We start from the raw sequence: 17130 nt of genomic DNA on the forward strand, positions 1-17130 counted from the left end.
CTAGGCGGCGTCGAGGTCGACGAAGGAGTTCTCGAGGTCGGGCGAGGCCTCGGCATACTCGGCGAGCTCCGCCGGGTCCGACGTGACGAGGTGGTGCTCCACCGGTGAGGCGATGGACTGGAATGCCACCCGTTGCGTGCCGGTGCTCAGCAGCCCTTGACCGCGGTCGGCGGAGAGCAGGAACTGGCGTTCGCCCATCGAGAGGTCGAACGTGCGGGTGATCTCGTCGATCGCCTGGGAAGCCTGGCGCAGCAGGATCTGCGTTGCCGCGTTGGCGACGACCGCCTTGCCGAGGTCGGTGCCCAGCACATCGGCGGTGTCCTGAGTTGCCACGGTGAGGCCGGCCCACTGCTTGCGCGAAGCCTTGGCCATGCGGACCAGGAACTCGGCGCCGGCAGGTTGCTTCATCAGCAGCCAGGCCTCGTCGACCACGACCAGCCGCGGTTTGCGGATCGCCGGGTTGGAGACCTGCCGCCAGACCGCGTCCAGCGTCAGCAGGGTGCCGATCGGCTTGAGCTCGTCGGCGAGATCCCGCAGCGAGAAGACCACGAGGTGTCCCTCAGGCCGCGTCGACGTGGGGCCGGAGAACAACCCGGAGAACGCACCTGTGAGGTACGGGTGCAGCCGTGCGGCGAGGTCGACTCCGACGGGATCGCCGCCGTTCGCCAAGGTCTCGGCAAGGTCGGCGAGCAGTGGTGCTGGCCGGGTCCAGGTGCGTGAATCAGAAGTGATGCCAGCGCGCTGGTAGGTCGACGCGATGGCCTTGTCCAGCACGGCGCGCTCGGACGCGGTGAGCTCGCTGTCGAGGAGCACCGAGATGACGGTGTGCAGGAACAGGCTCCGGCGGATGAGCGCGTCTCGAGGTGCGGTGCGGCGGCCGTCCGGACGGGTGTGAACCGGCAGGTCCATCGGGTTGAGTCGGACGTGCTCGGCACCAAGTTGTACGTACGTGCCGCCGACCGCACCCGCGAGCCGGGCGTACTCGTCCTCGGGGTCGATGACGTGGACCTCGATGCCGCGGTACAGCGACCGCAGCAGCTCCAGCTTCACCAAGTACGACTTGCCTGCGCCAGACCGTCCGAGGATCACTGAGTTGTGGTTGTCCAGTGCGAACCGATCGTGGTGCACGAGTCCCTGGCTTCCGATGTTGAAGCCGTACAGCACGCCGCTCGGCGCCCCGACAGAAGTCGGGTCCGGCAGTGGCAGGTCCGGTGAGGTGAACGGGAACGCCGAGGACAGAGCGCTGGTGTCGAAGGTTCGGCGCATGCCGACCAGGTCCAGCCCCATTGGCAGGCTCGTGACCCAACCTTGCAAGCTGCGGTAGGTCGTCGGCTTGCAGTCCAGGAGCAACGACGCTGCGAGCGACCGGACCGCGGCCACCTCGTCGGCGAGAGCGTCTTCGGTCGCCGCGTGCACAGTCAGGTACAGACCGAACCGGTAGAGCTTGCCCTCGCCGCGAGCAACTCGTGCTGCCATGTCGTAGGCGTCCTCAGTCGCCGCCTCGACCTGAGGATCGAGCAACCGCCCTTTCTCGCTGGTGTGTCGACGTCCGGACTCCAGTTTTGACAGCTGCTTCTTGAGCCTGGCGGCGGCGGTGACGGGGTCGACAGGCTCGATGTGCAGCGAGACGTCGACCCGACCGGGATAGGTGAGCAGCGGCTGGAGCCAACCTGGGTGAACCTCTCGCGGGTAGCCGACGACGGCGAACGACGCGACCCACTCGTTGCCGACTTCCAGCGCTCGGGGATGAACTGACAGGGCGTCCGGTGTGAACGAGCTGGAGCTGTTGCGGTGTTTGGCTTTGCTCTTCATCAGGTCCACCTCGGCTCAAGCTCGTCGTTCCAGCCCTCGTCCGGAACGCTCGTGATGACTTCGTCCGAACCTGCGAGACCGGAGTTCGGCGGGAGGAAGCTGTCGGGATTGCACGCCGTGGCGAGCACCGCGGTGGCTTGTCCGGCGTCCAGCGGAGTGACCACGATCCCCGACGGCGAGAGCAGCTCGACCGCTTCGCCGAGCCTGCGCACCAGCCTCGCTTCACCAGCTCGACGGGCGCCGTCGTCGGCCTGATTGGCTGTGGCCAGCGGTTCGCGCAGGACCAGAAGGACCTGGCGGCGCAGCAGCTCGGTCGCGCGGCCGAGTTGGTCGAGGTACTCGGCGTGTTCGCGGGCAGCCTGTTCCAGAGCGGGGTGCGGCAAGCCGCCGGCCTGGTCGCGGAGTTCGGCGATCTGCCCGGACAGGTCCAGCCGCTCCGCACGCACCAGCACCTGAACCGGAGCGGTCAGCGAATGCAGGTACCGCCCGAACGAAGCGACGAGCGACTCCTGTTCGGCCGGTGTGCGGAGGCTGAAGTTGACGGTCGAGCAGACCGCGACGACGGCAACACCGTCCTTGCCGAGGTCGATGACGCCGGTGTCGGTGACCGCCTCGGCAGGCAGCCGAAGTTCGGCGGGCTGAGCAGCTGACTGATCGTGATCTAGCCACTCGGGCACCTGCAGAACGCCTTCGGGAGCTGACACCTGATGCCGTGGGCTCAGCCGTTGCCGCAATGCCGCCAGCACCAACCGGTCCAGCGAGATGCCGTCGCGTTGTCCCAGCGCGAGGAACGCCGATGCGATTCCGATCGGAACCGCGACGGCCAGGAAGACCGCGAGAGGAACGAGTCCGCGGGTCAACGTGTACGTCCCGTACAACACCATCCCGGTGACAACCAGGATGAGCAGCTGGCGTGCGGTCAGCGGGCCGATCACCCGGTCCTCGCGGTCGACGTCGGCGGGAATCCTCACGGGATGGCTCATTTCTTCTCACCTCCAGGTGCTGGTTTCGGCGCACGGAACAGCGGAGGCGGAACGGAGTGGACGCGCTGACGGGCGTCGCCGATCCGAGGTTCCGGCTGTGCCTGCTGGAACACGGGCGGGGCGGGAGCAGTCCTTTGCGGGCGTGGCGGCGTCTGCGGTGCGGGCTTGACCGCTGGCTGGAACCGAAGCTGGGACGGCACCGACGCCACTCGGATCGGACGTGCCGGCGGCGGAACGGCACCGCCTCGGCGGGGACCTCCAGCGGCCTGGAACAGCGGTTGCGATCCAGGCTGCGGGCCTCGTCGCGGCCCAGTTGCTACGCGCTCAGGCGCCGAGCTGAACTCTGGCTTTGTCGGCCCTGCAGTTGCGGGCACTACGGCGGGTTCGTGAACGGTTTGCTGAGGCTGCGGCTGCAGGAACGTCGGTTGCTGGGACGGTACGCGTGTCCGTCGGGCGCCGCGTAGGCGCTCTGCGTCGTATGCCTCCTTGAGGCGTGTGGTGACCGCCTCAGGTGTGGAAGGAAAGCGTGGCTGAGGTGGCCACGGAGGATCTGCCGCCGAAGCACGTGCGGTTCCAGTCGAGCGCTTCGCAGCGTGAGCAGCAACGCCGGCGAAACGTCCACCACCGATCAGCGCCATGGCTTTGCCGAAGACGAACGCACGCGCCAGTCCGCTGAGGAACGAACGGCCGCCACTACCGACTTTGACTTGCTGCATCACCCAGGTGGGGATCTTCACCAGGATCCACACCAGTGCGATGAGGACGATCAGGTTGACGATGCCGTCGGAGCTCGGCCTGCCGAAGAAGTTGAAGCCGCCTGGTTGCAAGAAGACCTTCAGCGCGCAGATGAGCGTGAGACTTTGCCCGACCTGTATGCCGAGCACGCCTGCTCCAGCGCGCCAGAACCAGTGGGCCACGCCTTCGGTCTGAGGCAGTCCGTGACACATCAGGGCCAGAGGTGCGCCTGCAATCAGAAGGACCGTGAGCCCGACCCGGACGACATAGCCGATCAGCAGGCCGATCAACAGGATCGCCAGAGCGAGCGACAGCAGTCCGGCGAAGAGCCCACCATCGACCAACGACGTGGCCACCAGCGCCACGAGCAATTCGGACAGCGCTCGCCCGGCGCTCTCCGGATCCAACCCGTCCCCGAGCACCGCCAACGAGGCGGCGTTGGCGAACCTGATGGCTTGATCGGCGAGCAACAGGCTGAGGTTCGCCGCGAGAAAGCCGACCACGACTCGTGGCGCGATCTCGCGGATCGAGTGTCGCGTCTGGACGCTCTGGTGACTCATCACCAGGATCCCGGCGACCAACACCAACAGCGAGTACACGGCGACCACGAACAGCCGCGACTGCTCCCAGATCTCGCCGATGCGGGGCAACTGGTCGAGCGTCGGCGTGGACAGCAAGGTGTCGCCGAGCAGCCGCAGCAACCAGTTCAGCGACTCGCCGACCAACACGTTCACGAACGAGCTAAAGCCATCGCGCACGCACGCGGTCAGGTCGGTGATGCCACACTCGGAGTCGGCCTTTGCCGTTTGCGGCGGGTTAACGGTCGGCGGTGCAGACGTCGTGGACGGTGGTGATGGAGGCGGCGGTGGGGGAGCGCTCGGCTGCGCAGCGGCGGTGGCCGTCGCGAGGCCGAGCAACACGGCGACGATGCTGAGCAACAAGGCCACACGCCAGCGCCGCGGCCGGAACGTGGGCGGGGTGCTGGCGGCCATCGCTCAGGCCCCCACGATCCCTTTGAGGATCTCCACGACGAGCGGTGCGAGCGCAGCCAAGCCGTAGCCCCAAGCCGCGGACTTGAAGCACTCCTTGGCCTTCTCCTGTTCGCTGGGATCGCCGCCACCGACGACGCGTCGGACGCCGCCGATGGTCAGGAACACGGTCGCGAGGCCCGCGAGAATGCCCATGATCCAGTTCCGGATGTTGTTGAGGACGTCGCCGACGGACCCGGCCAGGGCGATGGCCGAGGTGTCGGCGTGAGCCGCCGAGGCTGACGCGAGCAGCGCGATGGCGACGAGTTGCACGAGCAGTACGCGCGCCCGTCGATGCGAGCGTGTTGGCGCGGTGGATCGTTCGATCAGGCGCATCGGGGCACCTCCGAAGACGGGGCTGAACGCGGGTCTGTCCCGCAGCCCTGAACTCCGGATTTCGCGTCCGGTTTGGACACGCGCGTCACGGACTTCTCGTCCACTTCGGCCTCGGTGCCGTCATCACGCAGGTACGCGACGAGCCGGACCTCGGCGCGCTTGCGAGCCTTGTAGACCGCCCACTCGCTCACCTCGTGCGTCGCAGCCCAGTCGCGAACGGACACCTCTTCCAGCCGGGTCGCACCGATGAGCGTGGCTTCGGTCTGAGTCAGGACTCCGTCGCGAACGGCGCGGGCGAGGACGAGGTCCGGGTGTCCCCACGGTGCGTGAGGTGGAGCGGAACGGAACCCCTGCGCGACCGGAATCGGACTCGCGAGCGCTTCGACGAGCGCGTCGTACCCGGACCGGTACGCCGCCCAGCGGAGTCGGAGCATGATTCGTGGCGGATGCAGGTCGATGGTCGCCAACGCGGCGAGGAAGCCGCGCAGAACTTCGGCGTGCACGTCAGCCGGATCGCCGGCGAACCGGGCGGACAGCGTGGCTGCGACGGAGGTCAGAGCGGGCAACGCGACCCCGACCGCGGCAACCGTCCAGGTGGCTCCTTCCGCACGCGATCGCAGCACCAGATGTGCCCACACCGCGTCCTTCGTCGACTGTGCACAGCTGCGCGCGAGCAGGTGGTCGCGGACCTCGTCCAGCGGAAGTTGCCGGTTCGGAAGTCCCTCGAAGTCGCGACCGTCGAGCGACACCGGATGCGGTCCAGTGACCAGCCAGGTGAAGGTGTCGCGGGCGATGTCCAACGAGTTCGTCGTGTAGTCATCGCTGCTGCGAATTACGGGTTTCGGTGCCATGACGTGGCTCCTGTGGTGTCGATGCGGAAAGCAACGACGCCATGACACCACGGTCGATACCACGTAAATACCAAGGCGCTGCTAATTGCTGACTAGAAAGTCGCGGAACGCTACTAATCTTCTACTAGGCCGCTTCGAAGCCTCGCGACGAAGGTTCGGTCGGCACCTGCGGTCAGCGCTGGCTCTCGTCGTCAATCATGCCTTGAACAGGTTCTTTGGTTCGCTGCTAGTTCGGCTCTAGTAGCGATGAGCCTTCGGCGCGTGGCAGATCTGGGCGCCGTCCTCGTCTCGCGGGAATCTCGTCAGGTTCGGATGTCCAAAATTGCCATGGATTGCGGAGTTAAGGCGTGTCAGAACCTGGAATCGCTCGGCTAAGGAGATAGGCGATGATTTCGGCTCGCAACTCCCAAGTGCGCAAACCATCGCTACGTCGCGGTGGACGTCCAGCTCGACCGGCGCAGCCGAACACCATCTGGCCATGCGGCCAGGATGACCTCTGCGAAGGCACCGGCTTGCTTGCGGACTGGTTGCTGACCGCGGTCGCCAAGACCGTGACGACCTACACGCAACCGGGCCAACGCGTACTCCTGCTCCACCCAGCGCCGTACCTCACATCGTCGGTGACATCGGCCCGTAGCCAGCCGCAGCTCAGTCTTTGCGCCGGACTCCACGAGGCGGGCTGGACCGTCGTCCGACTCGGCCGCGGCGTTCAGACGCACACGCCTATCGCGCCCAGCGCTGAGCAACGCGATGTCGGACTGGTCGAGTCTGAATCCGGACCTGACCGCTACGAGCTCGTACTCGCCGCGGCCGATCCGACCGCGCTCGACTGGTTCCGTCCGTCCGGCTGGGCCGACATGCTCACGCCTGCCGGAACCCTGGCCGTCATCACTCGCGGCGTTCGCTCCGGTGGTCGCTTCATCGACCCCGCGGAGCGATTGGTGCACGCCGCACACGAGGCAGGACTGCGCTACCTCGACCGGATCGCGCTGCTGCACGTACCTCTTCGCGAGGTGCTCCACACTCCTCCGGCGTCAGCACGGCACCGTCAGGTGCACGACGACCTTCTGGTGTTTGGACGGTCCGTCAGCCCGGCCTGCATCGCGGAGTCGGGAGGTGCCAGCCGATGAACGATGGTGCAACCTCCGTATGGCCGACCGGGCAGCGCAGCGCCCGTGCACAGCTGCGCGAAGCGGGCTGTATCCCTGGTACCGAGTTCGACCGGGAGCGGATTCCTCCTGCCGTCGCCGCTCACGCGATCGCGGCGTGGACGCGCACCGGCGACCTCGTGCTCGACCCCGACTGCGGCGCTGGCACCGTCCTGACCGAGTCGCTGCGCGCAGGCCGTCACGCGCTCGGACTCACCGTCCGCAAGCATTGGTGGGCCCTCGCCCGGGCCAATGTCACCGCCGCGAAGACAGCCGGCGCATGGTGCGACGGCTCTGTCCTCGAAGACCGACCGAAGATGCTTGCGACCGTCCGAGCTGCCGGGTTGGTCGGACGAGTCGGACTCGTTCTGACAGCGCTCCGGACCGGACCGGAAACGGACCGTGTCGAGTCCGCCATCGGCGAACTCGCCAAGACGCTGCAGTACTGCGAGCCGCTGTTGCGGCCTGGCGGACACGTCGTCATCGTGACGCGCCCGCACAGGCGTGCAGACGGGTCGCTCGTCGATTTCGCGAGCCTGGTTATCGCCGCCGCTACCACCGCCGGACTGGTGCTGGTCGAGCGTTGCGTCGCGCTGTCCGCGGAAGTGCGCGGAAGCCGGCTGGTTGTTCGCGGTTCTCGTAAGTACCACCGAGTTGCACATCACGAGGTGCTCGTCTTCCAGCTTGTACATGAGGTTGAGCTCGCGGCGGAGGCAGCTACTCCTGCACCTCTGAGGACGAGTTTTGTGCATGTGGGCGAACACAGCTGTGGGCGGCGAGCGGCATGACGGCGGTCTTGGAGGGCCTCCAAAACATGGCCGCTGGGTCTGCGGACTGCGCGGTCATGTGGCCCGCGATCGTGGAAGGACGAGACGGCGTCGAACTTCAGCGAGCCTTCGTCGAACTTCGGCGCGTGCTCGTGCAGACCGGCACTGTCTGGTTGCGGTTGGCAGACGTCGAGCAGGGTGGCGGTTGGGCTGGAGTGCCTTGGCGGGTGGTCCTTGCCCTGCAGGCAGCTGGGTGGATCGTGCGCAATGCCGTCGTGTTGCAGCACCGGGTGCCACCTGTGTCTGAACGACGGCGCCTTGAACAAGCACACGATCTTGTCTTCCTGCTCGCGAAGTCGAGGACCTACTACTTCGACCGCGATTCGCTTCGCGAAGACTCGAAGGGGCCCGGAGATGTGTGGACAAGTGCCTCCGTCTCGCGATGCATCGAGGCGGCTTGTCCGCCTGGCGGCACCGTGCTCGACCCGTTCTGCCGGACGTCAGCTACGGCGGACGCGGCACGGCGGCTCGGTCGCCGGTTCGTCGGCATCACCACGGGCGAGACGAGGTGGGCGGCATGAACGAAGCCTCGATCTATCACCAAGGCTCAGGGGTCAAGCTCTACCTGGGGGACGCGCTGCAGGCGCTCCGCGGCCTCGCCCCATGTTCTGTTGATTGCGTGGTGACGTCGCCGCCTTATTGGGGACATCGCGACTACGGGATCGCAGGGCAGTACGGGCACGAGGAACGCGTCGAGGACTTCGTCGAAGTCATGCGCAGCCTGTTCGCTGAGGTGCGCCGCATGCTCAAACCTTTGGGGACGTGCTGGCTGAACCTGGGCGACTCGTACGGCGGATCCTGGGGGAACTACGTCGCCGCCGGCTCGACGGCGCCCACCGCCAGCGATGAAGTTCGGCGGCGTCGCCACGGCACGCACCGACCACCTCAGTCTCGTGCCTTGAGGAAGAGCCTGATCGGTGTTCCTTGGCGAGTGGCGTTCGCGTTGCAGGAAGACGGCTGGCTGCTGCGGAACTCAGTCGTGTGGCACAAACCGAATGCACGACCCGAATCCGTGCGTGACCGGCTCGGCACGCGCTACGAGTCCGTCTTCTTCTTCGCGATGTCGAACAACCACTACTTTGCCGGTCCCAGCGAGCCGCTCGGAGACGTGTGGAAGGTGCCGGCGCAGCCGTTCCGCGGACACACTGCGGTGGGTCCGGTCGAGATCGCGCGGCGCGCGATCAGGCTTGGATGTCCACCGGGTGGCGTGGTGCTCGACCCGTTCAGCGGCACGGCAACCACCGGACTTGCCGCACGCCAGCTCGGCTGCTCGTACATCGGTGTCGACCTCAATCCTGCGTTCCACGATCTCGCGATCGCCCGCTTCGCTGAGCAGGAAGAGGTGGCGCTGTGACAGCGAAACCGTTGACCGTCGCGGAGGTCATGGCCCTTCCTGCGGTCGTCGACATCGTCGTTGCCGGTCGTGCGTTCGGACTCGGACGCACGACCGCCTACGCGCTGGCACGCAGCGGCCAGTTCCCTTGCCGTGTTGTCAGAGTTGGTTCTGCTTACCGAGTGCCGACCGCTGAGTTGCGTCGAGAACTCGGCCTCGAAGCAGCGCCGTCACAACCGGTTCCGTCGGCGCGACCTCAGCCGCTCGTGACGAAGGTGGTCCGCAAGCGTCGGACTCGTGACTGACAGTCCACACTCGACACGAACGGATTCCTATGTCTCGGGCCAAGTTCACCCATTTCTCGGGCTCGCTCGGGCTCACACCGCAGCGCGAGCATGATGGTCATGCAATCCAAGACGGCTGACGCGAAGGGCGTCGCGCTCGGGTCCACCTTCAAGCGCTGCTCGTGTCGCAACCCGGCGACGGGCAGGCCGTTCGGCAAGTCCTGCCCGAAACTCAGCAGGAGCGAGCACGGCACGTGGGGCTACCGCATCGAGCTCCCCGCAGCTGCGGATGGTGAACGGCGGCCACGTCGCCGCACGACTTTCGACACCGCGACTGCGGCACAGGATGAACTCGACCTCATTCGTCGTCTTCTTGCCATCCCGAGGCCCGGTGACACCAAAGCCCTCACCCAGGTCGGCGACCTCATCGCCGAAGCCATCAGCAACTCGGCGCCGATCCCCGACGAGGACACCGTGCGTCGCCGCGTACGGCCGAAGGGCGGTCTGCGTGACCGCGTCCAGGTCGGCCCCTACTTCCTGAGCTGGTTGCCACAGCGGCGGAAGGTCCTCTCGAGAAACACCTACCGCAGCTACGAGTCCCACATCCGGCTGTACCTCGTGCCGTACCTCGGCGACATCTGGCTCGACGAGCTGGAGAGCGCCGACTTCACGCTCATGTTCGAGCGCATCGAGGAGTTCAACGACCGGATTGAGGAGCTGCGCAACAGCTCGGACCCGGACCACCGCGCGTTGGTGAGGTACCGGCGCCCGGTCGGTATCGCCTCGATGCACCGGATCGTCGCCACGGCGCGCAAGGGACTCAACGACGCGATGCACGGCGACGGACTGATCACCCTCAACCCCGCCGTGCGGGTCGAGCTGCCGCCCGAGGTGCGGCCGAAGCCGCTCATCTGGACCGAAGCCCGTGTGGCGCGCTGGCTGGAGACGGGGGAGATCCCCGGCAAGGTCATGGTCTGGACGCCGGAGCAGACAGGCGCGTTCCTCGACTTCATCGCGCACCACCGGCTGTACGCGTTCTTCCACCTGCTCGCCCACGCTGGGCTGCGTCGTGGCGAGGGACTTGGGCAGTACTGGGCTGACCTCGATGAGGAAGCAGCCTCACTCGCGATCCGGTTCCAGCTGTTGCAGGTGGGCTGGGAGACCGAGTTCGGAACGCCGAAGACCGACAGCAGCGTGGCGATCATCACGCTCGACCGGGGGACCCTTCTGGAGCTGTGCGCTCACCGGTCCCGGCAGCAACGGGAACGGGAAGCTGCGGGGGACGCGTGGGTCGACCTCGGCCTCATGTTCACCGAGCTGGACGGCTCACCGTTGCACCCTGCTGCTGTCACCGACCTGTTCAACAAGCTCGTTGAGGAAGCTGGCTCGCCGCCGATCCGGCTGCACGACCTTCGGCACGGAGCCGCGACCTTCGCGCTGGCGTCAGGAGCGGACATGAAGGTCGTGTCCAGCATGCTGCGGCACTCCTCGATCACCATCACCGCGGACACCTACACCGGCGTGCTGCCGCAGGTCGCGCGCGAGACCGCTGAGGGAATCGCCCGTCTCGTGCCGCGCAAGGTCGCCTCGGTCCGGGTGCTGCCGGAACGTCCGGCGATCGAAGATCATCCGCGTCTCGGGCTCACCTCGGGCTCACAAACCATGATCCACAACGACGAAACGGAGAAAGAGAATGAACCCGCGAAATACAAAGAAGCAGGTCAACTCGAAAGTCGACCTGCTTCTCTGGAGTACGCCGCCAGGGACTCGAACCCCGGACCCGCTGATTAAGAGTCAGCTGCTCTAACCAACTGAGCTAGCGGCGCTTGGCGGGTGTCGGAAGGTCTTGCTCGTTCCGACGTGGAGAACATTAGCACAGGGGTTCGCGCGCTTCCCAATCGGCTGGTCAGCCGGGGTGCGGCACTACTTCGGCCTGGTAACGATCGAGCATCTCCGGCAACCCTCGGAACCGAACTGGCGTCACCTTGACGGGGGACACCAAAACGGGTGCGTAGAGGGCAGTCTCGGGTGTCTGGGGAACAAGTAGATCGGATGGCTGTCGATGGGGATGTGGGGCAGACGCGGTACTGGTCTTGTCGCGGTGGGGCTCGCTGCGACATTGATCACAGGGTGCAGTGATGATGGTGCGCAGGGGACCGCGCCGTCGTCGTCCGCTGCTCCGCCGCCGCCCAAGTCGGTGACGCTGACGCTGGCGTTGAACGAGGGGGCCGCGGACGTGTCGCCGGGACTGCCGGTGATCGCTACCGCCGCGGACGGGAAGCTCACCGAGGTCACGCTGACCAGCCCTGAGGGCAAGGTCGTTCAGGGGCACATGAACGCCGAGAGCACTCAGTGGACCAACGGCGAGATGCTGGGATATGGCAAGACTTACAAGCTGAGTGCCACCGGGGTCGGCGAGGACGGCAAGCCGCAGACGAAGACCGCGTCGTTCACGACCGTTCAGCCGCGGACGCAGACGTTCGTGTCGACGAACCCGATGGACGGCACGACGGTGGGCGTCGGGCAGCCGCTCGCGTTCTACTTCGACGAGAAGGTGACCGACAAGATCGCCGCCGAGTCGGCCATCCAGATCGTCACCACGCCGCCGGTCGAGGGTGCCTTCTACTGGTTCAACGACAAGGAAGTGCACTGGCGGCCCAGGGAGTTCTGGAAGCCCGGCACCAAGATCACGATGAACATCAAGGTGTACGGCCGGAACATGGGCAACGGGATCTACGGGCAGGAGGACCGGGTCATCAACACGACCATCGGTGACTCCCGGATCCACGAGGCCGACGGCGGCACGCACCAGGTCGTCACGAAGGTCAACGGTGCGGTCGTCCGCACGGTGCCGACGTCGATGGGCAACGCCGCGAACACCACGCCGACCGGGATCTACGTGGTCAGCGAGAAGCACGACCACATGATCATGGACTCGACGACCTACGGGCTGGCGCTGGAGAACGGCGGCTACAAGACGCCGGTCGACTGGGCCACGCGCATGTCGAACAGCGGCATCTTCGTGCACTCCGCGCCGTGGTCGGTGGGCGACCAGGGGCACCGCAACGTGAGTCACGGTTGCCTCAACATGTCGCCGGCCAACGCCAAGCAGTTCTTCGACGAGGCCAAGCCCGGTGACGTCGTCATCGTCAGCAACTCCGGCGGCCCGCCGCTCGAGTCGTGGGACGGGTTCGGCGACTGGCAGGTCCCGTGGGACCAGTGGGTGAAGGGCAACCGCTGACGTGGAAAGGGCCGGGTGTGTTCGCCCGGCCCTAGCTCCCTGAAAACGTTTGTGCGAGGCTGTCCCGGCCACCGCCGTCCGCTCTCAATGGGGAGGCTTTGTGGTGCGCAGACTGCTGGTCCTCGCGAGCACGTTCGCGATCACGCTGGGGCTCGCCCCGCCCGCCCACGCCGACGACGTCCTGTTGTCGTTCGACAGACCCGCGACGGCCTCCAGCGAGGCGGACGCGGACCATGTCGCGACGAAGGCCGTCGACCTCGACCGGACCACCCGCTGGCGCAGCGGCCACGACCGGCTGCAGTGGTTGTCGGTCGACCTCGGTGCCATGTCCACGATCAACCGCGTCGTGCTGCGCTGGGGAAACCGGTGTGCCCGCGAGTACAAGGTCCAGACGTCACCGGAAGGCGTGTACTGGCGCGACGTCCACACCGTCACGCGTGGGCACGGCGGTGATGACAACATCAACCTGACCGCGTTCGGGCGATTCGTGCGCGTGTACATGTCGCGGCCATGCTTCTTCGGCTATGAGATGAACGAGTTCGAGGTTCATGGCACGCCCGGCGTGATCGACACGACCCCGCCCGGTGTGCCGGGCGCGCTCAAGTCCACGACCGTCACCGCGACCTCCGTACGGCTGGAGTGGGGCGCCGCGACGGACAACGTCGCCGTGACCGCCTACGACATCTACCAGTCCGGGCAGTTCGTGAAGTCCGTCGACGGCACGACGCTGAACAACAACGTCACGAAGCTCACCCCGAACACCGCGTATTCCTTCTACGTCAACGCACGCGACGCCGCCGGCAACGTGTCGCAGGCGTCGAACTCGGTCAACGTCACCACCCCGGCCGCGGTCATCGACAACGAGCCGCCGACCGTGCCGACCAACGTCCAGGCCACGCCCACGGCCAACAGCGTGAAGCTGACCTGGACCGCGTCGACCGACAATGTGGCGGTCGCGAGCTACGCCGTGTTCCGCGACGGCAAGCAGGCGGGCACGAGCACCACGCCCAACGCCACGATCTCCGGTCTGGCACCGGAAACCGCCTATCAGTTCACCGTCCAGGCGATCGACACCGCGGGCAAGCGCTCGGCGTTCACGGCACCGCTGCAAGCCACGACTCAGCGCGGCCGCGACGCCGTCGGCCAGGTCACGAAGATCGCGGACGACACGGATGTCCCGTGGGGCCTGGAGTTCCTGCCCGACGGCTCGGCGCTCTACGCGGAACGCGACGCCGCCGACGTCGTCCGGATCACGCCCAAGGGCGAGAAAACCGTTGCAGGACACGTGCCCAACGTCGTCAGCACCGACGGCGAGGGCGGCCTGCTCGGCGTCGAACGCCAGGGCGACTGGATCTACCTCTACCACACCAGCCCGACCGACAACCGGCTTGTGCGGATGAAGCTGGTGGACGGCAAGCTCACGAACCACGAGGTCCTGCTCACCGGCGCGCCGCGCAACAAGTTCCACAACGGCGGGCGGCTGCGGTTCGGCCCGGACGGCAAGCTGTACATCGCGACCGGCGACGGCCAGGTGCCGCAGAACGCGCAGGACCTGAACTCGTTGGGCGGCAAGGTGTTGCGGGTGAACCCCGACGGCAGCGTGCCCAGGGACAACCCGTTCCCCGGCAAGTACGTGTACAGCTACGGGCACCGCAACGTGCAGGGCCTCGCGTTCGACTCGCGCGGACGCCTGTGGGAGGCCGAGTTCGGCAACTCGATCATGGACGAGATCAACCTGATCAGGCCGGGCGGCAACTACGGCTGGCCCGCGTGCGAGGGCACCGCGAACCTGTGCGACGAGCCGACGTTCCACAAACCGATGTGGACCTCGCCCGTGTCCGCGGCCTCGCCCAGCGGTCTCACGATCGTCGACGACGTGGTGTACCTCGCGGCACTGCGCGGCCAGAAGCTGTACCGGATCCCGATCCGCGGCCGTCAGCTCGGCGAGGCGACGTCCTACTTCGAAGGCCACTTCGGACGGTTGCGCACGGTCGAGCGGTCACCCGACGGCGGGTTGTGGCTCACGACGTCCAACGGTGACAAGGACTCCATCCCACACAACAGCACCACGCAGCTGATGCACGTGAACCTGCGTTAGAGCTCGGTCGCCTGGCCGTCCGCGACGGCCAGGCGACGGTTCACGTGCACCGCGTCGAGCATGCGGCGGTCGTGCGTCACCAGCAGCAGCGTGCCGTCGTAGGAGTCGAGCGCCGACTCGAGCTGTTCGATCGCGGCCAGGTCCAGGTGGTTGGTCGGCTCGTCCAGCACGAGCAGGTTCACCCCGCGTGCCTGTAGCAACGCCAGCGCCGCACGGGTGCGCTCACCCGGCGACAGCGAACCGGCGGGCCGCAGCACGTGCGCGGCCTTCAGCCCGAACTTGGCCAGCAGCGTGCGCACGTCCGCGGGCGTCAGCTCCGGAACGGTCGCCTCGAACGCGTCCACCAGCGGGGAGTCCCCGAGGAACAACCCGCGCGCCTGGTCGACCTCGCCGACGACCACCCCGGACCCCAGAGACGCATACCCGGACGACAGCGGAACCCGCCCCAGCAAGGCCGCCAGCAGCGTCGACTTGCCCGCGCCGTTGGCGCCGGTGATCGCCACCCGGTCCGCCCAGTCGATCTGCAGGTCGACCGGCCCGAGCGTGAACGACCCGCGCGTCACCACGGCACCGCGCAGCGACGCCACCACCGCGCCCGAGCGAGGCGCGGCGGCGATCTCCATCCGCAGTTCCCACTCCTTGCGCGGCTCCTCGACGACGTCCAGGCGTTCGATCATGCGCTGGGTCTGCCGGGCCTTCGCGGCCTGCTTCTCGGTCGACTCGGACCGGAACTTGCGGCCCACCTTGTCGTTGTCGGCGGACGCCTTGCGCCGGGCGTTCTTGACGCCCTTCTCCATCCACGAACGCTGCATCCGCGCGCGGGCCTCCAGGTCGGAGCGCTTGTCCGCGTACTCCTCGTAGTCCTCGCGGGCGTGCCGGCGCGCCACGTCGCGTTCCTCCAGGTACGCCTCGTAGCCGCCGCCGTACAGGTTCACCTGTTGCTGGTGCAGGTCGAGCTCCAGCACCTTCGTCACCGTGCGAGCGAGGAACTCACGGTCGTGCGACACGAGCACGGTGCCCGCGCGCAGCTGGGAGACGAACTTCTCCAGCTTCTCCAGGCCGTCCAGGTCGAGGTCGTTGGTCGGCTCGTCGAGCAGGAAGACGTCGTAGCGGCTGAGCAGCAACGACGCCAGGCCCGCGCGCGCCGCCTGGCCGCCGGACAACGACGTCATCGCCAGGTCGAGGCTGAACGGCAGGTCCAGCGCGTCGGCCCGTTCGTCCAGGTCGGCGCCGCCGAGCGCGAGCCAGCGGTCCAGCGCGTCGGCATAGCCCTCGCCACCACCGGTCGCCAGCGCCTCGGTCTCCGCGTCCAGAACAGCCTGGGCCGCCGCGACACCCGTGCGCCGGTGCAGGAACGCCCGCACGGTCTCGCCGGGGATGCGATCCGGTTCCTGTGGCAGGTAGCCGATGTTCGCCGAAGGCGGGCTCAGCGAGACACGGCCTTCCTCGCACGGCAGGAGGCCGGCCAGGGTCCGGAGCAACGTCGACTTGCCCGCGCCGTTCACCCCGACGAGACCGACGACGTCATCGGGTGCGACGACGAGGTCGAGGCCGGAGAACAGGACCCGGTCGCCGTGGCCCGCGGCGAGATCCTTTGCGACCAGCGTGGCGCTCATGACACTCCCAGACGTGAAGAAAGGCCCCCGCTATTCGCGAGGGCCTTTCGACAAAGGGTGAGTGACGGGACTTGAACCCGCGACACCTGGGATCACAACCCAGTGCTCTACCGGCTGAGCTACACCCACCATTGGCCGGTCTCTCGACCGGCGCAGAAAGCATAGCGTGCGTACCTACCGATATTGAAATCGGGGGTCAGTCGGCGTTCTTCAGCAGCTCAGCGGCCACCGCCTGGGCCTGTTCGGACGTCGGCCCCGGCTGCGGCACGAACGCGGTGCGCCGGTAGTAGGCCAGCTCGCGGATCGACTCCTTGATGTCCGCCAGCGCCCGGTGCGCGAGGCCCTTGCCCGGCTGCGCGTAGTAGATGCGCGGGTACCAGCGCCGGCACAGCTCCTTGATCGACGACACGTCGACCATGCGGTAGTGCAGGTGCGCGTCCAGGGTCTGCATGTCGCGGGCGATGAACCCGCGGTCGGTCGCGATCGAGTTGCCGGCGAGCGGCGCCGTGCGCGGGTCCGGCACCCATTCCTTGATGTAGGCGAGGACCATCGCCTCGGCCTCTTCGAGGGTCACCTTCGACTCGCGGACCTCTTCGGTGAGGCCGGACTTGGCGTGCATCTGCATGACGACTTCCGGCATCGAGTCGAGCACCTCGTCGTCGGCGTGGATCACCACGTCCACGCCTTCGCCGAGCACGTTCAGCTCCGCGTCGGTGACCAGGGCCGCGATCTCGATCAGGGCGTCCTTGCCCAAATCGAGTCCGGTCATCTCACAGTCGATCCACACCAGACGTTCCATCACCCCATGAAGCCTAGTGGTCAACACTTCAACTTCGAG

Annotated in this window: 15 protein-coding genes and 2 tRNA genes; 8 read left to right on the plus strand and 9 right to left on the minus strand. The window is 67.0% G+C overall.

All coding sequences use genetic code 11. The features are described from left to right. Genes QSK35_RS21120 through QSK35_RS21140 form a run of 5 tightly spaced genes read right to left on the minus strand, consistent with a single transcriptional unit; the run spans position 1 to position 5745 of the window. On the minus strand, positions 1 to 1812 hold the full coding sequence (locus QSK35_RS21120; RefSeq protein WP_285748753.1) for a VirB4 family type IV secretion system protein: 1812 nt from the start codon (positions 1810 to 1812) through the stop codon (positions 1 to 3). Then, positions 1812 to 2795: a PrgI family protein gene (locus tag QSK35_RS21125; protein WP_285748754.1), complete on the minus strand. Its 984-nt coding sequence runs from the start codon at positions 2793 to 2795 to the stop codon at positions 1812 to 1814. The genes QSK35_RS21120 and QSK35_RS21125 overlap by 1 nt, the downstream gene beginning before the upstream one ends. Then, complete coding sequence (locus QSK35_RS21130; protein ID WP_285748756.1) at positions 2792 to 4522, minus strand: TrbL/VirB6 family protein; 1731 nt, start codon at positions 4520 to 4522, stop codon at positions 2792 to 2794. Before QSK35_RS21130 ends, QSK35_RS21125 begins: the two co-directional genes overlap by 4 nt. A gap of 3 nt (positions 4523 to 4525) precedes the next feature. Then, positions 4526 to 4894: a pilin gene (locus QSK35_RS21135; protein ID WP_285748758.1), complete on the minus strand. Its 369-nt coding sequence runs from the start codon at positions 4892 to 4894 to the stop codon at positions 4526 to 4528. Then, the gene (locus tag QSK35_RS21140; protein ID WP_285748759.1) at positions 4885 to 5745 is read right to left on the minus strand and encodes a hypothetical protein; all 861 of its coding nucleotides are present in this window, start codon (positions 5743 to 5745) and stop codon (positions 4885 to 4887) included. Before QSK35_RS21140 ends, QSK35_RS21135 begins: the two co-directional genes overlap by 10 nt. 512 nt (positions 5746 to 6257) lie before the next feature. Here QSK35_RS21140 and QSK35_RS21145 point away from each other — a divergent pair. From QSK35_RS21145 to QSK35_RS42760, 6 genes are all read left to right on the plus strand, one after another. Next, complete coding sequence (locus tag QSK35_RS21145) at positions 6258 to 6875, plus strand: hypothetical protein (protein WP_285748761.1); 618 nt, start codon at positions 6258 to 6260, stop codon at positions 6873 to 6875. Further along, positions 6872 to 7681 carry a DNA methyltransferase gene (locus QSK35_RS21150; RefSeq protein WP_285748763.1) on the plus strand — a complete coding sequence of 270 codons (810 nt, stop codon included), beginning with the start codon at positions 6872 to 6874 and terminating at the stop codon, positions 7679 to 7681. Before QSK35_RS21145 ends, QSK35_RS21150 begins: the two co-directional genes overlap by 4 nt. A gap of 56 nt (positions 7682 to 7737) precedes the next feature. After that, complete coding sequence (locus QSK35_RS21155) at positions 7738 to 8241, plus strand: DNA methyltransferase (protein ID WP_285748789.1); 504 nt, start codon at positions 7738 to 7740, stop codon at positions 8239 to 8241. Next, a complete protein-coding gene (locus QSK35_RS21160; RefSeq protein ID WP_285748791.1) occupies positions 8238 to 9074 on the plus strand; it encodes a DNA-methyltransferase in 837 nt (278 codons plus the stop codon). Before QSK35_RS21155 ends, QSK35_RS21160 begins: the two co-directional genes overlap by 4 nt. A 29-nt stretch (positions 9075 to 9103) precedes the next feature. Further along, positions 9104 to 9358, plus strand: coding sequence for a helix-turn-helix domain-containing protein (locus tag QSK35_RS42880; RefSeq protein ID WP_285748936.1), 255 nt, complete (start codon positions 9104 to 9106; stop codon positions 9356 to 9358). Between the two features lie 99 nt (positions 9359 to 9457). Continuing rightward, complete coding sequence (locus QSK35_RS42760) at positions 9458 to 11128, plus strand: tyrosine-type recombinase/integrase (protein ID WP_352244134.1); 1671 nt, start codon at positions 9458 to 9460, stop codon at positions 11126 to 11128. On the opposite strand, the gene QSK35_RS21175 is transcribed toward QSK35_RS42760, so the two are convergent. Next, a tRNA-Lys gene (locus QSK35_RS21175) sits at positions 11090 to 11163 on the minus strand. The two genes, QSK35_RS42760 and QSK35_RS21175, sit on opposite strands and share 39 nt — an antisense overlap. Before the next feature lie 293 nt (positions 11164 to 11456). On the opposite strand from QSK35_RS21175, the gene QSK35_RS21180 reads away from it, so the two are divergent. Continuing rightward, positions 11457 to 12578 (plus strand): L,D-transpeptidase, encoded by a 1122-nt coding sequence (locus tag QSK35_RS21180; protein WP_285748796.1) that lies wholly within the window; start codon positions 11457 to 11459, stop codon positions 12576 to 12578. Between the two features lie 103 nt (positions 12579 to 12681). Then, entirely contained in the window at positions 12682 to 14676 is a 1995-nt protein-coding gene (locus QSK35_RS21185; protein ID WP_285748798.1) for a PQQ-dependent sugar dehydrogenase, read from the plus strand. Here the strand turns inward: QSK35_RS21185 and QSK35_RS21190 are convergent. The 3 genes from QSK35_RS21190 to orn all read right to left on the minus strand — a co-directional run bounded on the left by QSK35_RS21190 (position 14673) and on the right by orn (position 17094). Next, positions 14673 to 16292 (minus strand): ABC-F family ATP-binding cassette domain-containing protein, encoded by a 1620-nt coding sequence (locus QSK35_RS21190; protein WP_285748800.1) that lies wholly within the window; start codon positions 16290 to 16292, stop codon positions 14673 to 14675. The two genes, QSK35_RS21185 and QSK35_RS21190, sit on opposite strands and share 4 nt — an antisense overlap. 56 nt (positions 16293 to 16348) lie before the next feature. After that, positions 16349 to 16421 (minus strand) — tRNA-His (locus tag QSK35_RS21195). Between the two features lie 67 nt (positions 16422 to 16488). Further along, on the minus strand, positions 16489 to 17094 hold the full coding sequence (orn, locus tag QSK35_RS21200; protein WP_285748802.1) for an oligoribonuclease: 606 nt from the start codon (positions 17092 to 17094) through the stop codon (positions 16489 to 16491). Positions 17095 to 17130: the final 36 nt, after the last annotated feature.

This window comes from Lentzea sp. NBRC 105346, from assembly GCF_030269605.1.
Lineage (GTDB): Bacteria > Actinomycetota > Actinomycetes > Mycobacteriales > Pseudonocardiaceae > Lentzea.

Excerpts from the sequence above, each read along its gene's own strand:
- QSK35_RS21120 (WP_285748753.1), bottom strand. The coding sequence starts at position 1,812 with ATGAAGAGCAAAGCCAAACACCGCAACAGCTCCAGCTCGTTCACACCG.
- QSK35_RS21125 (WP_285748754.1), bottom strand. The coding sequence starts at position 2,795 with ATGAGCCATCCCGTGAGGATTCCCGCCGACGTCGACCGCGAGGACCGG.
- QSK35_RS21130 (WP_285748756.1), bottom strand. The coding sequence starts at position 4,522 with ATGGCCGCCAGCACCCCGCCCACGTTCCGGCCGCGGCGCTGGCGTGTG.
- QSK35_RS21135 (WP_285748758.1), bottom strand. The coding sequence starts at position 4,894 with ATGCGCCTGATCGAACGATCCACCGCGCCAACACGCTCGCATCGACGG.
- QSK35_RS21140 (WP_285748759.1), bottom strand. The coding sequence starts at position 5,745 with ATGGCACCGAAACCCGTAATTCGCAGCAGCGATGACTACACGACGAAC.
- QSK35_RS21150 (WP_285748763.1), top strand. The coding sequence starts at position 6,872 with ATGAACGATGGTGCAACCTCCGTATGGCCGACCGGGCAGCGCAGCGCC.
- QSK35_RS21155 (WP_285748789.1), top strand. The coding sequence starts at position 7,738 with ATGTGGCCCGCGATCGTGGAAGGACGAGACGGCGTCGAACTTCAGCGA.
- QSK35_RS21160 (WP_285748791.1), top strand. The coding sequence starts at position 8,238 with ATGAACGAAGCCTCGATCTATCACCAAGGCTCAGGGGTCAAGCTCTAC.
- QSK35_RS42880 (WP_285748936.1), top strand. The coding sequence starts at position 9,104 with ATGGCCCTTCCTGCGGTCGTCGACATCGTCGTTGCCGGTCGTGCGTTC.
- QSK35_RS42760 (WP_352244134.1), top strand. The coding sequence starts at position 9,458 with ATGCAATCCAAGACGGCTGACGCGAAGGGCGTCGCGCTCGGGTCCACC.
- QSK35_RS21190 (WP_285748800.1), bottom strand. The coding sequence starts at position 16,292 with ATGAGCGCCACGCTGGTCGCAAAGGATCTCGCCGCGGGCCACGGCGAC.